The sequence below is a fragment of the Streptomyces violaceusniger Tu 4113 genome (genome assembly GCF_000147815.2).
GTDB lineage: Bacteria > Actinomycetota > Actinomycetes > Streptomycetales > Streptomycetaceae > Streptomyces > Streptomyces violaceusniger_A.
Genome location: NC_015957.1, coordinates 5,462,293 through 5,477,462, shown reverse-complemented (window position 1 = coordinate 5,477,462; position 15,170 = coordinate 5,462,293). Strand labels below are relative to the sequence as shown.

Below are 15,170 nucleotides of genomic sequence, written 5' to 3'. Positions count from 1 at the left end.
GTGAAATTGCGACACGTAGCGTCAGGCATGCTGGTGCGGCGTGCCGAGGGAGCATCCGTTGACGGTGCCGGCAACGATGCTCCGCAGCGTGCGGCAACCGCGGGCGCGTCGCCCCGCCACTACCGGCGTCACCACACAGGTCCACAGAGCTGAGGGATGGATGCGCACGATGCGGAGTAAGAAGGTCGAGTTCGGCGGATCGCAAGGCGCGGCGCTCGCCGCGAGGCTGGAGCTGCCCGAGGGTGAGCCGCGGGCGTACGCCCTCTTCGCGCACTGCTTCACCTGTGGCAAGGACCAGGTCGCGGCCACCCGGATCTCACGGGCGCTGACCGAGTTCGGCATCGCGGTGATGCGCTTCGACTTCACCGGCCTCGGCGGCTCCGGAGGAGACTTCGGCAACACCCACTTCAGCTCCAACGTCGACGATCTGGTGTTCGCCGATGAGTACCTGCGAGCACACTTCGAGGCCCCCACCCTCCTCATCGGACATTCGCTCGGCGGTGCGGCGGTACTCGCCGCACGGCACCGCATTCCCCGGATACGAGCGGTGGCCACGATCGCCGCACCCTTCAGCCCCGATCACGTGCTGCACCTGCTCGGGAGCGACCGGGCGGAGATAGAGCGGCAGGGCGAGGCCGAGGTCTCCCTGGCGGGCCGCAGGTTTCGCATCCAGCGGCAGTTCCTCGACGACATCGGCGCCCAGCCGCAGGCCGACCGCATCGCGCACCTCGACGCCGCGCTGCTGGTGTTCCACTCGCCGTCGGACGAGCTGGTGGGCGTCGACAACGCGCGGCGCATCTTCGACACCGCCCGCCACCCCAAGTCCTTCGTCGCCCTCGACGGAGCCAACCACCTGCTCACCAACCCGGCCGACACGCAGTACGCAGCCACCGTGCTCGCCGCCTGGGCAGGCCGCTACGTGCTCCGCCCGACCCCACTTGGCGAAGGGGCAAATCGGGATTAGCTTGGTTGATGTCAAGCAACCAACTCCCGACGGGAGTGATGCTCGGTGGGTTGGACGACCGAGCGGCGCGGGGCCGGAGCTGAGGGGGCCCCGCCGTCCTACGGCGATGGCGGCCCGGGGCCGCGGTACAAGTGGATCGCCCTGTCCAACACCACGCTGGGCGTCCTCATCGCGACGATCAACATCTCGATCATGCTGATCGCGCTCCCGGACATCTTCCGTGGCATCGGCGTGGATCCGCTGCGCCCCGGGAACACCAGCCTGCTGCTGTGGCTGATCATGAGCTACATGGTGGTCACCGCCGTGCTCGTGGTGAGCTTCGGGCGGCTGGGGGACATGTACGGCCGGGTGCGGATGTACAACCTGGGGTTCGCGGTCTTCACCGTGTTCTCCGTGCTGCTCTCCGTGACCTGGCTGCACGGCACCTCCGGCGCTCTGTGGCTGATCGGGATGCGGGTGCTGCAGGGCGTGGGCGGCGCCATGCTGATGGCCAACTCCAACGCCATCCTCACCGACGCCTTCCCCGCCGATCAGCGCGGTCTCGCCCTGGGGCTGAACCAGGTGGCCGGGATCGCCGGGTCCTTCATCGGACTGATCCTGGGCGGGCTGCTCGGCCCGCTCGACTGGCATCTGGTGTTCCTGGTCTCGGTCCCCATCGGGCTGTTCGGCACGGTCTGGGCGTATCTGAAGCTGCGGGACACCGGTGTGCGCACCCCGGCCCGGCTGGACTGGTGGGGCAATATCACCTTCGCCATCGGCCTGATCGCCGTACTGTCCGGCATCACCTACGGCATCCAGCCCTACGCCGGTCACACCATGGGCTGGGGCAACCCCTGGGTGATCGCCGCGATCACCGGGGGAGTGGCGGTGCTGGGCCTGTTCTGCGTGATCGAGAACCGGGTCGCGCAGCCCATGTTCCACCTGGGTCTGTTCCGTATCCGCGCGTTCACCGCCGGGAACGTGGCCAGTCTGCTGGCGGCGCTGGGACGCGGTGGCCTGATGTTCATCCTGATCATCTGGTTGCAGGGCATCTGGCTGCCCCGCCACGGCTACGGCTTCGAGGAGACCCCGCTGTGGGCGGGCATCTACATGCTGCCGCTGACCATCGGGTTCCTGATCGCGGGACCCTTCTCCGGCTGGGCCTCCGACCGGTTCGGCGCCCGTACCTTCACCACCGGCGGGATGCTGCTGGCCGCCGCCACCTTCGTGGCCCTGGAGGAGCTGCCGGTGGACTTCGGCTATCCGGTGTTCGCCGCGATTCTGCTGGTCAACGGGATCGCCATGGGCCTGTTCAGCTCGCCGAACCGGGCGGCCATCATGAACAGCCTGCCGCCCGACCAGCGTGGGGTGGGCGCCGGGATCAGCACCACCTTCCAGAACTCGGCCACCGTCCTGTCCATCGGCATCTTCTTCTCCTTGATGATCGCCGGGCTCGCCGGTTCGCTTCCCGGCGCCCTCACCCACGGCCTGACCGCGGAAGGAGTCCCGGCCTCCGACGCGGCCCGGGTCGCCGCCCTGCCACCGGTCGGGGTGCTGTTCGCCTCGCTGCTCGGCTACAACCCGGTCAGAACCCTGCTCGGACCGCAGGTGCTCGACCATCTGCCGGCCCACCACGCGGCCTATCTCACCGGGCGCGGCTTCTTCCCGGCGCTGATCTCCCCGCCGTTCTCCCAGGGCCTGTCCGCCGCGTTCGACTTCGCCATCGCGGCCTGTCTGGTGGCCGCCGTGGCATCGCTGATGCGCGGCGGGAGGTATGTGCACAAGCGCGGGCCGAAGTCGGCTGTCCCGGCAGGGGTGGCCGCTGCCCAGGGCAGCACCGAGGACACCGCAGGCGCCGCAGTCACCGCGGGCACCGACGACGTCGCGGATACTTCCCGCCACCCGGCGCCCGCGCCCCGGCAGTCGCCCCCGCCGGAATCCGGGCCACTGCCCCCGCCTCCGTCGTCACCCGGCGGAGGACCGGGCCGACCACCACCCGAGGAGCCGAGATGACCGCGCTCGACCCCACCGCCTCCGACCCCACCGCCTCAGGCCCCACCGCCCCGGGCCCTGCCAGTCCAGGCGCCAACACCCCGGGCACCGCCACACCGGGTGCCGTGGCTGAGGGCTCCGTAGCCCCGAGTCCCGCCGTTCCGGAATCGGGGGAGCTGGCCGAACGGCTCCGTACCGCCCTCCAGCATCTGCTCCCCGGCCTGCGGGGCACCCGGGGCGAACACGGTGATCTCACCCCCAGCCGCCAGGCGGCCCTGGGAGCGCTCGACACCCACGGCCCGATGCGCATCAGCGCCCTCGCGACCCGGCTGGGCATCGCCCTGCCGACCACGTCCCGCATGGTCGATCTGCTCGACGCCGCCGGCTGGATCGAGCGCACCCCCGACCCCGAGGACCGCCGCGCCAGCCTGATCGCCCTCACCGACCCCGGTCGTCAGCTCCTCCACACCGTGCGCCACGAGACCGCCGCCCGGCTCGCCGCGCGGATCGAGACGCTGAGCCCCGAGGAACAGCGGGCGCTGTACACCGCGCTGCCCGCCCTGGAGTCCCTGGCCGACTCCACGAACCCGTCCAGGAACCCATCCACGAACCCGTCCCCGAGCTCGTAGCACCGGACGACGCGGCGAGGCGTCTTGGGCCGCCTCAGCAGTCGGCCTGGGGGGCCAGCGCTTCGCGCTGAGCGGTTTTGGCGACGCGCGTCAGAAGAAGGCGCAGTTGCCGAGCGTCGTGCTCATCGAGATCGGCGAGCAGGCGCGCCTCGGCGATGGACAGGTGGTGCTGGGCTCGCTCGAGGTGGTCGCGCCCCTCTTCGGTGATCAGCACTTGGCGCGCCCGCCGGTCGCGGGGGTCGGGCCTGCGGGTGATCAGCCGACGCGCCTCGAGATCGTCAAGCAGGTACGTCATGACGGTGCGGTCGAGGTTCACCTGCTGGGCGAGAGCGAGCTGGGACGGCGGTTCGCCGGACGCCACGGCGACCAGGACCAGATAGCCCCGTGGCCCACCGGGCAGGTCCGCCACGGAACTGGTGGCCACTCGGCGGAAGGCCGAGGAGACCATGCGGATGGCCCACCCAAGATCCGATTCGAGCCCGGTTTCGCGGGTGGTGCCGCGCGTGGCGGCGTCGGCGCCGCCGTTGGCAGCGGAAGGTGAAGCGCTCACGCCGTCAATGTACCCCATTCGGCGGCGTGGCAGATGTTCTTGTGAACAGAACATCTGTCGCGCATAGTTTCTGTCGAGGGATGCGAACCGCCGCCAGCAGGCCCGTCCTGCCGCGTGCGCACCCTCCTACCTACGTGGACAGTTGGACAGGAAGTGAGATCGTGATGAGTGTCAGCACCCCGCTGCAGGGCAGCACCGCCCTGGTGACCGGAGCCACCTCGGGCATCGGCCGTGCCGTGGCCCAGCGTCTTGCCGGACAGGGCGCGGAGGTCGTCCTCCACGGAAGGGACCGCGCCCGTGGCGAGGCCCTGGTCAAGGAGATCGCGGAGTCGGGCGGATCCGCCCGGTTCATCGCCGCGGACCTGACCAGCGCCGAGGACACGTTGCAGCTCGCCTCGGACGCGGGTGAGGTGGACATCCTGGTGAACAACGCGGGTCTCTACGCCTTCGCACCGACCGCGCAGACCGACGCCGCCGGCTTCGACCGGCATATCGCGGTCAATACCCGAGCCCCGTTCCTCCTGGTCGGCGCACTCGCCCCGGCCATGGCCGGGCGGGGACACGGCGCGGTCATCACGATCGGATCCAGTGCTGCCAGGACCCCCGCGCCGATTGGCGCCGCCTACGGGGCCTCCAAGGCCGGCGTCGAGATCCTCACCCGCTACTGGGCCACGGAGTTCGGTGGCAGCGGGGTGCGGGTCAACACCGTCTCACCCGGCCCGGTGAAGACCGACGGGACCTCCGCCATCTTCGGAGACCAGATCGCCGCGCTGGACCAGGTCAACGCCCGAGGCCGGGTGGGTGAGCCGCATGAGATCGCCGAGATCGTCGCCTTCCTCGCCAGTCCTGCAAGCAGCTACATCAACGGCGCGATCCTCTTCGCCGACGGCGGCGAGATCAGCACACTGCCGGGCTGAGGGGAACCGTCATGGAGATCTTCGTCATCGGCGCCACCGGCTTCGTCGGCGGAGCCGTCACCCGCCACCTGGCGGGCGCGGGGCATCACGTCACCGGCCTGGCCCGCACCGAGGCCGCGGCCGTTGCTCTCAAGGCCCAAGGCATCACCCCGGTTGCGGGCGACCTGGAGACGCGGCGGCCCGAGACGATCAGCGCGGCACGCCTCGCCGACACCGTCATCTACGCGGCCCAGGCAGACCCGGCCCAAGAAACCGCGACCCTCGACGAGCTGATCCAGACCCTGGCCGGCAGCGGAAGGACACTGGTGTTCCTCTCCGGCAGCGGTGTGTTTCTCCAGCGCACCGCGGGCGCCTGGAGCCAGGACAGTTTCGCCGAAGACGATTCCTTCACCGTCGAACCCCTGGCCACCGCGCGCAAAGCCGTCGAGGACAAGGTGCTGGCCGCTGCCTCGCACGGCATGCGGGCGATGGTCATCCGCCCCGGTCTGATCTGGGGGTCCGGGGACCACGGGCATCTGCCGATGGTCTACCGGTCGGTGGCCGCGACGGGCGCGGCGTGCTACGTCGGCGAGGGCCTGAACACCTACAGCCACGTCCATGTCGACGACGTGACCCGCCTGTTCGCGCTGGCCTTCGAGAAGGGAACCTCTGGAGCGCTCTACCACGCAGTGGCGGGTGAGACGCCGAATCGGTGGATCGCGGAGTGGGTGGCCGACGACTTGGGATGCGGCACGCGCAGCGTCGACGAAGGAGAGGCGGCCGCCATCTGGGGGCAGTTCGGCGCCCTGATCATGGCGGCGTCCAGCCGCTGCCGCGCGCCACGTACCCGCCGTCAACTGGGCTGGTATCCACGCCACACCGACATGCTGACCATGGTCGGAGAACCCCGCTTGAGAGAGCTGGCCTCCGCTCGCCCATAACTGCCCGACGCGGGAGGTCCTTGACCCATCGCCCCGCACCGCATCAACACGGCAGCCTCCTGTTGTGGACAGGAGGCTGCCGCGCAACAGGGCTTGGGCGGACGGGTGGGCGCCACGCCGGACGAGTGGTCAACCCCGGCTCAGAGGAGCTCGGCGAAAGCGAGGGCGGTCATGCCGACGACCAGCAGGGAGAAGCCGAGCCGCGTACGGCCGCGACGGCTCAGCTGCCATCGCACCGCTGAGCACACTGGCCGCCAGGAGGATGCCGGTGACCATGGCCGGTTGGTGCTGGGCCACCGCCCTGACCATTTGCACGAGCGTGGCGACGATGAAGAACACGCCCACGAAGACGTAACTGCTCCGGGTCGACTGGGGGCTCTTCCTGTCCTCGCGCATCACGAAAAGGGCAGTCGGCCCAAGGGCGACGCTACTCCCGTAACTCCCGTACCGAGAAAGCGATCGGCCCCACCCGTTCCCCATGCTCAGCTCGGCGGGATGCGGTAGACGGAGACATGAGAGCGCGACTCGGCGGTGAATTCGGCGCCGGACCAGTCCGCATGCCTGGTCTCCAACTCGAATCCGGCGAGCTGAGCCATGAGGTCGAGTTCGGCCGGCCAGATGTACCGGTGCGGACTGCGGGTCAGCCGAGCTTCCTTGCTGTCGTCGAACCGGAAGTGGTGTGAGACGACGTGCTGGCGCAGTACGTCGTAGGTGTCCAACCCGATGTAGCCGGGCTCGGCTTGCCAGACGGTGCCCGTCTGGCCCGGCGGGAGCTTGCGCAGCTCGGGCACCCAGAGTTCGATCACGAACCTGCCACCGGGCTCGAGGTGGCGGGCGGCGTTGCCGAAGCACTCCACCTGCTCGGCTTGGGTGAGCAGGTTGGAGATGGTGTTGTAGACGAGATAGACGAGCGTGTACTCCCCGGGAGCCACGGAAGTCGCCATGTCGCCCACGATCACGGGGATCGTCGCTTCGTCGGCCCTGGTACGCAGTTGACGGATCATCGGAAGCGACAGCTCGATCCCGGTGACCGGGACCCCTCGTCCGGCGAGCGGGACGGCCACCCGGCCGGTGCCGATGGCGAACTCGAGCGCCGCTCCGCCGCCTGCGAGCTCAGCCAGGCGGTCCACGGCCGGCTCCAAGATCTCGGACGCGAACATGCCCGTGCCCGGCGTGTCGTAGCGCTGGGCGGCGTCGACGTCCCAGATCTCCTCCTGGTTCATACCGTCACCATTCACCGCTGGGGGACGCGATGTCCACTGCTTTTGCCCCCGGCGCCCGGGGTTCCCCGGTCCGCGGCTCTGTGCTCCTTGTGCTCCTTGAGTGGGCGAGGAGGCGCCTCAGCCAGCGGGTACGGGCCTCGCGTGCGTCTTTACTGATGGCCGCCTGCGGCGCCAAGCCGTCGAAACCGTGATAGGCGCCGGGCCATACGTGCAGTTCGGCCTGGCCGCCGGCCTGCCAGATCGCGTTCGCGTACGCCACGTCTTCGTCGCGGAACATCTCCGCCGAGCCGACGTCGATGAACGCCGGCGGGAGACCGGACAGGTCCGTGGCGCGGGCAGGAGCCGCGTAGGGAGGCAGGTCCGCCGCGCCGTAGCCGTCACCCAGCAGTGCTTTCCAGGCGGTCTCATGGGAGATGAGATCCCACATCCCGAGGCCCGACATCTGGTGGCTGGAGAACGTGTGCCCGCGGTCGTCGAGCATCGGGCACAGCAGCAACTGCCCGAGGATGCCGGGACCGCCGCGGTCACGGACCAGCAGGGCGAGGGCCGCGGCGAGGCCGCCACCGGCGCTCTTCCCGCCGACGATGACGCGGTCCGCGTCGATGCCCAGTTCGCCCGCGTGCCCGGTGGCCCGGAGAAGCCCCGCGTAGCAGTCCTCCAGCGGTCCGGGGTACCGCGTCCGCGGTGCCAGCCGGTACTCGACCGAGATGACGGCCATGTCCAGCGGGAGGACCCACTCGCGAAGGATCCGCGGCAGCACCGACCATGCGTTGCCCATGATCATCGCGCCGCCGTGCATGTAGTACAGCAGCGGCAGCGGTCCTTTCCGCCCGGCGGGCCGCACACTCACCAGTGTGACATCGGGGCCGTCCCGCAGCCCGGGAACGGTCAGCTCCGCCACCTCGAAACGGCCATCGGCCCGCAGGTCCTCGGCCGTCGGCCTGGGCCGGGTCGCGGCGTCCCGCTCTTGCCGGGCGGCGAGATTCCCGGGAGTGACCGGCTCCCTGGGCCCGTTGCCCAAGGGCTCCAGCGCGGCGCTCAGTTCGGGGTCGAAGGGCGGCACAGCCGTCGGCCTCGGGGCAGAAGCGCCCGTACGGGACAGATCCATACCGCGCATCCAAGCATCCGCCGCTGCCCGGCGGTACCGGCGGGACCTCAGGCGCGTCCGGCGACTCGTACTCCCGTCGCGGTTCACCACTCCTGGTGGTCGCAGCCCCAGGAGTCCGGCGGACGGTAGCATTTCGCCCGCGGGCCGCACCAGGGTCGACCGTGGCCGGGGGGAAACGTGGAGAGCGCCGGGCATCACAGTGATTCGCTTGTCGTGCTGACCGCACTGGACGTGGAGTACGAGGCGGTTCGGGCGCACCTGGTCGATCCCCGGCCGCAACTCCACCCGAGCGGCACCCTGTTCGAGGTGGGACGGCTCGACGGTACGCCGTGGCGGGTGGCGCTTGCCGAACTCGGCGACGGCAACCAGGGCGCGGCCGTGCTGACCGAGCGGGCGATCGCCATGTTCCACCCGCGCGCCGTGGCATTCGTCGGGGTGGCCGGGGCGCTCAAGGGCGATATCGAGCTCGGGGACGTCGTCGTGGCCACGCATGTGTACGCCTACCACGGCGGCAAGGACGAGGACGGCGAGTTCCACTCCCGCCCGAGGGTCTGGCCGGTACGTCAGGAACTCGACCAGCTCGCCCGCTACGCCCGCAGGTCCGGTTCCTGGACCGGGCTGCTGCCGGAACGTTCACCTGGCGCCTCCTGTCCGGCCGTCCACCTCAAGCCCGTGGCCGCCGGGGAGGTCGTCCTCAACTCGGCGGACTCGCCGCTGCGACGGCAACTGCGCCGGAACTACCAGGACGCCGCCGCCATCGAGATGGAGGGCGCGGGCGTGGCGCAGGCGGCCCATCTCAACGCCGCCTTGCCCGCCCTGATCGTCCGCGGAATCAGCGACCGGGCCGACGGGGAGAAGTACGACGCCGATGCCGAGGGCTGGCAGTCCCGCGCGGCGCGCAACGCCGCCGCCTTCGCCTTCTCCGTCCTCCGCGAACTGCCGCCCGGTGGCGGCCCGGCCCTGCCCGGGCCGGGGACTCCCACGGGCCCGGCACCGGAACGATTCCCGGAGGGCCCGTCGGCCCCGGCCCCTGCTCAGCCCTCCGCCCCGTTCCCGCATCCGGATGCGGGAACCCCAGCGGACGACACCGGCCCGGCCGCACACCGCCAGCTCCTCCGCTGGGCCCGGAGGTTCTCGGACGACCTGGACCTCGTGGATTCCCCCCGCCCGGACCGCGGCACCGGCTCCCCGCCGCAGCTCAGCGGCGGACTCTACGTACGGCGCGCCGTCCAGGACCGGGCGGTGGAGGCCCTCTACGACGGTGATCCGAAGGCGGTCCTGGTCACCGGGGACGCCGGAAACGGCAAGAGCAGCCTGTTGTGGGCCTCGCCCGGGATCTGACCGCCCTGGAGGACGCCGAGGTGTTCCTGGTGAACGCCGCCTGGCTGCTGCGCCCCCTGAGCGGCGCCCCCGGGAGGCCCATGCTGACCCCCGCGACAGTGGTGTCCGGGGCGACGCACGCCCGGACGCGGGGGCGTACACCGGTCGTGCTCCTCGACACCGCCGATCTGCTGCTGCACGACGACTACCACGAGATGACGCTGCTCGATCTGTGCGAGGATCTCGCCGCCGCCGGTGTCCGCCTGGTGCTGACCTCGCGGCCGGAGGAGGCGAACCGGCTGCGCACCGGGTTCATCCGGATGTCGCTGGGTCCGTACGACGACAGCGAGATTCCGCACGCCATCCGTGGACACGCCGCGCTCTACTGCCCCGACGCCGTTCCCCGGGATGACGAGGCACGGGTACGGAGGCTGATGGAGCCCGTCGCCCGCGGACTGCCGGTGCGCGAGGTGTGCAGAAGCCCCCTCCAGTTGCGGCTGCTGTTCGAACTCGCCCGGGACGACGGGGCGTTCCCCAGCGCCGAGATCGACGCCACAGGCCTCTACCGCCGCTACTGGGACCATCGGGTCGTCACCGACCGCCGCCATCACGGCAATCAGAGCGCCATGGCGCCGGAGGACCTCTCCTCGATCACCGGCGCGATCGCCGTCGTGCTGATGTCGGCGGGCCGGACCGAGCTGTCGCGCGAGGAGCTGGTCGAGCGGCTCACCTCGGCGCACGGCGGCCCACGCCCCTCGCGGCCGTACGAACCGGCCCGCGTCCGGTCGTCCCTGGAGCTGCTGACCGACCGGGGCGTGCTGGCCAGGGGAGCCTCGGACGGTATCCACTTCTTCCACCAGACCATGTTCGAGTACGCGGCCGCGCGTGGCCTGCTGCTCCGCACCGGGGCGGGAGCGCTGCTGTCGCTGTGCGAGTGGGTCGGGTCCCATCCCCGTGACTTCTTCGTCGGGGCGATCCTCGAACAGTTCCTCATGCTGGCCGCCGGGTCAGAAAGGTATCGCGGCCCGGTACGGGACACCCTGATGCGGATGGCGGCGCACGAGGACGCCGTCATCCTGCACACCGTCGCCGTGGCCGTCGCGGCGCGGAATCCGGCCGTGGGCGTGTCCGTCGGGCCGCTGCTCGCGACGGCGCCGCACGGCGTCGCCCGACGGTACGCGGTCCTGGCCCCGACCGTACGCGACACGGACGTCGACGCCCTCCTCCCGCAGCTCCGCGGGCTGTGGGAGAGGAAGGAGCCCAGCCTGCAGGAGGCCGTGCTCGAAGCGCTGGAACGGCTGGCCGCCCAGAACTCGCTCACCGTCCATGCCGCGCTGGCCGACTGGGGCTGCGTACGGGAACTGACGGGGCGCCGTACGGGCGGCGCGGGCATCGAGGTCCTGCCTCGGCTGCTCGTGCTGACGTCACACGTCGATGTGGCATCCGCCCGGCAGGGCCTCATGGAGATGCTCGACTTCGGCCTGTCCCGGGGGCTGGCGGAGCTGGCGTCCGGGGTCATGACCCTGTGGGCCCGGCACTGGGGGACACTGGGCTCGCCGGAGTGGGCCGCCGCCGTCCAGGAGCGTGTCCAGCGTGTGCGCGTCGCGCCGAAGTCGTACGACCTCGAGCTCTTCCAATCGGCCCTGGCCAGGGTGGTGGCCGCCTCGTGGACCCATGACCACGGACTCCCCGGCGACGGCGCTCACGGCGCCGACGGCGATCCGGCCCCCGGAACCCACCCCTGGACACATCGCCTCGACCATGCGGTGGCGCTACTCGAAGCGGACGACCACGACATCGCGGGCAGCGCCGGACTCATCGCCGCCACAGCGATCCTGGCCACGCTGCCGCACGGCCACTGGGCCATCGAGGCCACCCTCGACCGCTGTCTGGACATCATCGGACAAGGAGCGCTCCACGCACTGCAGCACCGGATGGTCTTTCCCCAACTGCTCAGCGCCGACTGCGCCGCCGCGGAAAGCCTCGTACACCGGCTCGCGGTCATGCTGAAGGCCCTGCCCTGCCCCGAGAACCAGCCGGTCCCGCCCCCGCAGCGGCGAGCGCTGGTCGCCCGCCGGATCCTCGCCAACCGCGACGTTCCCCCGCACCGCGTCCGGCAGGTCCTGGAACACTCCGGCTGGGACGCCGACTCCGACCTGTGGCTGTCCCGGGACGGCCTGGCCACGCTCCTTCTGCCGGCCGCGCTCGGCGGCCACCCCACCGCGGTGAGCAGGATCGAGAAGGCGACCACCGCCCCCGCGGCCGCCCGCAACCTCGTCCGCCGCTCACTCCACCGGGCCGTCACGGACTCCGGTCTGCACACCGAGCGCCACATCGGCCTGCTGGTGAACCTGTCGCTCATGGACGCCGACACCGTGCTCCTTGAAGCCCTCACCACCGGCCGGGCCAAGAAGGGCACCGGCCCGCTGCCACCCCTCGCCCACGAGCGGGTGCTGGGCGCGCTACGCGCCTCGGCCTCCGCCCTCACCGGGCTGATCGCGGACGAAATCGCCGAGGGCCACAGCGGAAAGCGGCAGCGCCAGGCACTCACGCTCTGGGAATGCTCCGTGTCGGCCGGCACTCTCCCCGCACCCGAGCTGACCCAACTCCTGCCGCGGTACGGCACCTTCTCCGACCAGAAGACCCGGGCGGCCTTCCTCGGGCTGGTGGGAACCATCGCCGCGGGCGAACCCGCTCAGTACGCCACGGCACACACCTTCCTCTCGGAGCTGGTGTTCGACGCCACGGGAGACATCGCCCGCCTCGACGACGCATCGGCCAGTACCCGGAACGCCGCCCGCAAGGCCCTGCTCCACGCCGCCTGCAAATCCGGCCCCCTCACCCCATCGGCCCTCACCACGGCCCTCGACCTCGCCTTCGCCCCACCGACCGACGCCGGACTGATCAGCGGGCTCGGCCAACTGGTGCGCCGCCTCAGCACCGCGCACGGCGCGGCACCCGCCGCCGAGCTGCTGATCCGCGTCATCGGCGCGGCCGTGGCCTCCCAGCAGGGCCGCGCCGCGGAGAACCACCTCGCGAAGGCGCTCCGCGGCGCGATGGACAGCATCTTCGACCACGGTTCTGCGGCCGTGTACCGGACGCTGTGGGAGCACTTCAAGGAGCGTGGCCCGGAGGACGACGCCGACCATGTGGTCTTTCCCGAGCGGTATGCGCTGGGGCTGGTGAGCTGCGCGGTCCGCCGGTCGTACGCGGCAACCCGTGAGGATCTGGAAGCACTTGTCGCCCATCCGCGGGTGCCACGGCCCACCAAAAGGTGGATCAGCGATCAGCTCAGCGCCCGGTCGCGGGAACACACCGAGCACGACCTCAGCTGGGTGCTGGACGGCGAGATGCCCGGACGGCCAGTGGCAGGATGTTTGCGGTAGTCGTCATCGAGGTCACGGGTGTGAGCGCAGGCCCGTTCGATCGCGGGAGAGCCGAAGGAGCCCGATGAGCCGGAAGAACCACCATGTCGCGGTGCTCGTGCTCGATGGCGCCAAGCCACTCGACGTCGGCATCCCCGCGCAGGTGTTCTCCAACCGGCCGAGCATGCCCTACGAGGTGCGGGTGTGCGGCGCCGCGCCCGGACTGGTGACCGGTGGCGACGGCCTCTCGTATCACGTGGCCGAGGGGCTCGAGGCGTTCGAGCACGCCGACACCGTCTTCATCCCCGGCTATCGGGACCCGGCGGCCACGGAACCGTCTGCAGCGGTCGTCAGCGCGCTCATGGCCGCCCACGAGCGCGGGACCCGGCTCGCGGCCATCTCGACCGGGGCGTTCGCGTTGGCGGCGACGGGCCTGCTCGACGGCAAGCGGGCGACGACCCACTGGCACTACACCAAGGCTCTCGCCGAGAGACATCCGCTCGTGCGGGTGGACGAGAACGTGCTGTTCGTGGACGAGGGCGATGTGCTCACCTCGGCGGGCGCGGCATCCGGCATCGACCTGTGCCTGCACCTGGTGCGGCGCGACCACGGCGTCGGGCTCTCCAACCACGTGGCCAGACGGCTGGTGGCGGCGCCCTACCGCAGCGGGGGACAGGCGCAGTACGTCCCCCGGAGTGTGCCCGAGCCACTTGGCGACCTGTTCGCGGGCACACGGGAGTGGGCCCTGGCGCATCTCGCCGAACCGCTGACCCTCGAAGCGCTCGCCCGCAACGCGCGGGTGTCGGCGCGCACCTTCTCGCGGCGGTTCGTGGAGGACACCGGCTATACGCCGATGCAGTGGGTGCTCAGGGCGCGGGTGGACCTGGCACGCGAGCTGCTCGAACGCACCGATCTGGGCGTGGAGCAGATCGCCGACCGAGTCGGCCTCGGCACCGGCGCGAACCTGCGTCTGCACTTCCACCGCATTCTCGGCACCTCCCCGACGGAGTACCGCCACACCTTCTCGGCCTGAGCTTCCCGAGCGGTGTGCGTGCATATCGAGGGCTGGCGGGATCCTTGCGTACGGTGGCGTTCAGGCCGCTGTCGGCCCGATATCCGGATGCCGACGATGGGGGCGGAACGAAAGGAACCTCCATGACCCGCATCGCCGTCAATGGATTCGGCCGCATCGGACGCAACACCCTCCGCGCCCTGCTCGAGCGCGACAGCGATCTCGAAGTGGTCGCCGTCAACGACCTCACCGCTCCCGAGTCCCTCGCGCATCTGCTCAAGTACGACAGCGCGCTCGGCCCCCTCGGCCGCTCCGTCGAGGTCGACGGGACCGACCTCGTGGTCGACGGCCGCCGCATCAAGGTGCTCGCCGAGCGCGAGCCCGCCAACTTGCCGTGGGCCGAGCTCGGCGTGGGCCTCGTCCTCGAGTCCACCGGCCGCTTCACCTCGGCGGATGCCGCCCGCGCACACCTGCGTGCCGGTGCCCAACGGGTGCTGGTGAGCGCCCCGTCCGCCGGCGCCGATGTCACGCTCGCCTACGGCGTGAACACCGATGCCTACGACCCGGCCGAGCACGTGATCGTCTCGAACGCCTCGTGCACCACGAACGCCCTGGCCCCGCTGGCGTCCGTACTGGACGACCTGGCCGGTATCGAGCACGGCTTCATGACCACGGTGCACGCCTACACCCAGGAGCAGAACCTCCAGGACGGCCCCCACCGCGATCTGCGCCGCGCCCGCGCCGCCGGGGTGAACATCGTGCCCACCACCACCGGGGCCGCCAAGGCCATCGGCCTGGTGCTGCCGAACCTCGACGGCAAGCTGTCGGGCGACTCGATCCGGGTGCCGGTCCCGGTGGGCTCGATCGTGGAGCTGAACACCGCGGTCTCACGGGAAGTCAGCCGCGACGAGGTGCTCGCGGCCTACCGCGCCGCCGCCGACGGCAAGCTCAAGGGCATCCTGGAGTACTCCGACGAGCCGCTCGTCTCCAGCGACATCACGCGCCGCCCGGCATCGTCGATCTTCGACGCCGCCCTGACCCGAGTCGAGGGCAACCACATCAAGGTGGTGGCCTGGTACGACAACGAGTGGGGCTTCTCGAACCGTGTCATCGACACGCTCGAACTGCTCGCGCGCGACTGAACACGCGGACTGAACTACCGTGAGGGGCCGGCACCGACCGGCCCCTCAC

Annotated in this window: 12 protein-coding genes; 9 read left to right on the top strand and 3 right to left on the bottom strand. The window is 70.9% G+C overall.

Features of this window, described 5'->3' with window-relative positions:
* The first annotated feature begins 169 nt into the window (after nt 1-169).
* The 3 genes from STRVI_RS22670 to STRVI_RS22660 are packed head-to-tail and all read left to right on the top strand — an operon-like array spanning nt 170 to nt 3,564.
* Nucleotides 170-964: an alpha/beta hydrolase family protein gene (locus STRVI_RS22670; protein WP_050993730.1), complete on the top strand. Its 795-nt coding sequence runs from the start codon at nt 170-172 to the stop codon at nt 962-964.
* A gap of 45 nt (nt 965-1,009) precedes the next feature.
* Complete coding sequence (locus tag STRVI_RS22665) at nt 1,010-2,956, top strand: MFS transporter (RefSeq protein WP_014057966.1); 1,947 nt, start codon at nt 1,010-1,012, stop codon at nt 2,954-2,956.
* On the top strand, nt 2,953-3,564 hold the full coding sequence (locus STRVI_RS22660; RefSeq protein ID WP_014057965.1) for a MarR family winged helix-turn-helix transcriptional regulator: 612 nt from the start codon (nt 2,953-2,955) through the stop codon (nt 3,562-3,564). Before STRVI_RS22665 ends, STRVI_RS22660 begins: the two co-directional genes overlap by 4 nt.
* Nucleotides 3,565-3,598: 34 nt before the next feature.
* Here STRVI_RS22660 and STRVI_RS22655 read toward each other — a convergent pair whose 3' ends face one another.
* A complete protein-coding gene (locus STRVI_RS22655; protein ID WP_251982717.1) occupies nt 3,599-4,114 on the bottom strand; it encodes a MarR family winged helix-turn-helix transcriptional regulator in 516 nt (171 codons plus the stop codon).
* A 164-nt stretch (nt 4,115-4,278) separates the two neighbouring features.
* Here STRVI_RS22655 and STRVI_RS22650 point away from each other — a divergent pair, with 164 nt between their 5' ends.
* Both STRVI_RS22650 and STRVI_RS22645 read left to right on the top strand, forming a co-directional pair.
* The gene (locus tag STRVI_RS22650; RefSeq protein ID WP_014057963.1) at nt 4,279-5,031 is read left to right on the top strand and encodes an SDR family NAD(P)-dependent oxidoreductase; all 753 of its coding nucleotides are present in this window, start codon (nt 4,279-4,281) and stop codon (nt 5,029-5,031) included.
* 11 nt (nt 5,032-5,042) lie between these two features.
* The gene (locus STRVI_RS22645; RefSeq protein ID WP_014057962.1) at nt 5,043-5,951 is read left to right on the top strand and encodes an NAD-dependent epimerase/dehydratase family protein; all 909 of its coding nucleotides are present in this window, start codon (nt 5,043-5,045) and stop codon (nt 5,949-5,951) included.
* A gap of 482 nt (nt 5,952-6,433) precedes the next feature.
* Here the strand turns inward: STRVI_RS22645 and STRVI_RS22635 are convergent, their stop codons facing one another.
* Both STRVI_RS22635 and STRVI_RS22630 read right to left on the bottom strand, forming a co-directional pair.
* Complete coding sequence (locus tag STRVI_RS22635) at nt 6,434-7,174, bottom strand: class I SAM-dependent DNA methyltransferase (protein WP_014057961.1); 741 nt, start codon at nt 7,172-7,174, stop codon at nt 6,434-6,436.
* Between the two features lie 4 nt (nt 7,175-7,178).
* On the bottom strand, nt 7,179-8,291 hold the full coding sequence (locus STRVI_RS22630) for an alpha/beta hydrolase (protein WP_251982716.1): 1,113 nt from the start codon (nt 8,289-8,291) through the stop codon (nt 7,179-7,181).
* Between the two features lie 204 nt (nt 8,292-8,495).
* On the opposite strand from STRVI_RS22630, the gene STRVI_RS46495 reads away from it, so the two are divergent.
* The 4 genes from STRVI_RS46495 (at nt 8,496) to gap (ending at nt 15,121) form a co-directional block, all read left to right on the top strand.
* The gene (locus STRVI_RS46495) at nt 8,496-9,623 is read left to right on the top strand and encodes a 5'-methylthioadenosine/S-adenosylhomocysteine nucleosidase (RefSeq protein WP_050993729.1); all 1,128 of its coding nucleotides are present in this window, start codon (nt 8,496-8,498) and stop codon (nt 9,621-9,623) included.
* Nucleotides 9,602-12,988, top strand: a complete 3,387-nt coding sequence (locus STRVI_RS22620) for a hypothetical protein (RefSeq protein ID WP_014057958.1) — start codon at nt 9,602-9,604, stop codon at nt 12,986-12,988. Before STRVI_RS46495 ends, STRVI_RS22620 begins: the two co-directional genes overlap by 22 nt.
* Before the next feature lie 64 nt (nt 12,989-13,052).
* Entirely contained in the window at nt 13,053-14,000 is a 948-nt protein-coding gene (locus STRVI_RS22615; RefSeq protein WP_014057957.1) for a GlxA family transcriptional regulator, read from the top strand.
* 122 nt (nt 14,001-14,122) lie between these two features.
* The gene (gene gap / locus STRVI_RS22610; RefSeq protein ID WP_014057956.1) at nt 14,123-15,121 is read left to right on the top strand and encodes a type I glyceraldehyde-3-phosphate dehydrogenase; all 999 of its coding nucleotides are present in this window, start codon (nt 14,123-14,125) and stop codon (nt 15,119-15,121) included.
* Nucleotides 15,122-15,170: the final 49 nt, after the last annotated feature.